The sequence below is a fragment of the Dyadobacter sp. HNCC25DJ186 genome, assembly GCF_056895235.1.
Window position 1 is genome coordinate 1 of sequence record NZ_JBXHAS010000035.1, and the last position, 2,251, is coordinate 2,251.

The window sequence follows — 2,251 nt, forward strand, 5'->3', positions numbered from 1 at the left end:
GGTCCGGTTCAGCGACATTTGATGCAGGTGTCCGTCCCGGCATTGTTTTGCAACAAGCAGTGCTTTATTGAGATTCAAAAACGCACTATCCAACTGGCGAAGTTCATCATAGGCTAACCCAATGTTGAAATAATTAGCGGCGATTTTTGCACTGTCCTTCAATTGCTGATTGAGTACAAGGGCTTTTCTGAATTCCGGGATTGATTCATTCAGCCTGTCCTGGCCAAGATAGATCAATCCTCTGGTATTGATTGCAACGGCGAGTTCAGGCTTAAATTCAGATTTCCTGCTGATCGTCTGTGCGGAGTCTGCGTAGGATAGGGATTCGAAATAGGAGCCGCTGACGTAGTTTGTTTTAGCGATATAGTTATAAGCAATTGCACTTTCTTTGTTTAGATGTAGTTTTTTTGCAGCCTGCAAAGCGATTTTGCCGAAAAAAATAGAGCTGTCAGGATTGTTATATAAATATTCCCCGGCCAGCCGGTTGCAGACGGATACCTTAACGGAGTCGTTCGGCAAACCCTTGAAGTTATTGAAACTAGTACGCAGTTCGGATAAGGTCTGGCTGTAAGCCGGAATTGAAAAAAACGGAAAGGAAATAATCAGGATAGTTAATAGAAACAGGTGTTTCGTTCTTTTCAATTTAATCTGCGTCTTTAATGTATAGGAAGGGTTTCTATTTAACAGCTGCATACTCGACTTTAACGTTGTATATTATTCTCTAAATATCGCACTATGCGAATAAATAATCATCAGTAAAGCTGATTGTTTGTAGAAATTTATAAATAAAAAAGACCCGTGCCGTAAAACGCAAAAACGCTTTGATCAAGACAAAACCTGAACAATCAACGCTCTGAATGGTTCCAATTTCATTGAAACAGCCAGCGCGTTTCAGACAAGATCACATGGGGGTAACTGTGCATCTGTTTGAATTCATTTCAACAGGCCTGGGAGAACGCCGGAGTAACACGCGTTGCATATAGTGTGAATTTACCGAATGCTGTCTGTCAAATTTCAATGTCCATTTTTCGTAACAAGTCGTCCTCTACTGTGTAGATGTGTTTTACTTCACCATCAAAGATCAGATTTCCCTGCAAGTCCTTTACAATCTGGCGAACAGTTACTTCAAATGTCCCGTCCGGTCTTTGATCAAACGCAATCGGTTCAACGGTCGGGTTTATTTCCGTCCATTGCCTTGTCCAATACGCCCTTATTTCATCATGTCCGCACACATAACCACCTTCAAAAGCCTTCGGCCACTCAACGTTTTCATGAAACGTCGAAAGTGCCGTATTGATGTCTCTTGAATTAAAAGCGGGATAGGCTTTTCGGATTAGGTTTTTGAAATGGGTGGGCATGGGGGTTGGGTTTTGGGATGGTTGGTTTTTTTGGCTGATGTTTTTGTTTGATGTGTGCTTGGGTTATTTGTTTGTAGTGTTTTTTCTGGTTTCGCTGGTAACGTTTTGGCGCTTGGCGAAGGTGGCGATTTTTACCACAAATGTTGATGCGGAGAACCAAACTTTGATTAACCACAAAACTGTCTGCGGAGCATTTAACCGCCACTTTTGCCAAACGCCTGTTACCTGCTGGTGTTTATTTCGTTTTCATTTTATCGTCAATCATTTTTATATTTTCAAATTCTTGACGCTCTTTATCACTTAGGTTAAATGTTGCAAGAACTTTGGACTTAAGGATGTCAAAATCTTGTCTGTATTTTTCGTCATTTCGAAATAAATCAAGCAAAAGGTAGTTGTAGGTTACCTGATGCGCATTCTTTTGAGTAAGAAACTGAGCTATTTCTATAGCTGTCTCAATGTCTTCAATTTTAAAATGGATAACAGACAAATTGTGAAGTTCCTGGTTATCATCTTTGGAATACAATATGTAATTCTGAGCGACTAATGTGCGAAGAAGGCGTGCTTGACTAGGGTAGCCCTTTTCTTCTATAAAATCGGAGAATGCACCTACCAAAGTTGTGAACCTATTTGTTCTTAGGATCTCTTGTATTTCTGTTAACCTTTGCCTGTTATCATCAACGTTTAATAATGGAGCTATTAACTGATCTGAAGATTTTATGTAACTGTCAATAAGAAACTCCTTGTAAAGTTGATTTAAAGAGTCAGATAGGTGGTGTTGTCCAAAAACATAATCTGAAAGCAAGACTATTGATAGGCTTAGATTTTCAAATGGAGTTGTGCCAGAATTAAGTATGGACTTGATGTGAGTTGAGTAGGTGCTCAAATCGGAGTTA

The 2,251-nt window shown here is 39.8% G+C and carries 3 protein-coding genes; all 3 read right to left on the reverse strand.

Annotation, left to right across the window (positions count from 1 at the left end):
• Positions 1-642 (reverse strand): tetratricopeptide repeat protein (locus tag AC1XUO_RS29545; protein ID WP_483333507.1); only part of this gene is annotated, 642 nt, incomplete at its 3' end.
• 365 nt (positions 643-1,007) lie between these two features.
• Positions 1,008-1,358: a nuclear transport factor 2 family protein gene (locus AC1XUO_RS29550; RefSeq protein WP_483333508.1), complete on the reverse strand. Its 351-nt coding sequence runs from the start codon at positions 1,356-1,358 to the stop codon at positions 1,008-1,010.
• Between the two features lie 235 nt (positions 1,359-1,593).
• Positions 1,594-2,251: hypothetical protein (locus AC1XUO_RS29555; RefSeq protein WP_483333509.1), on the reverse strand; the 658-nt coding region annotated here is incomplete at its 5' end.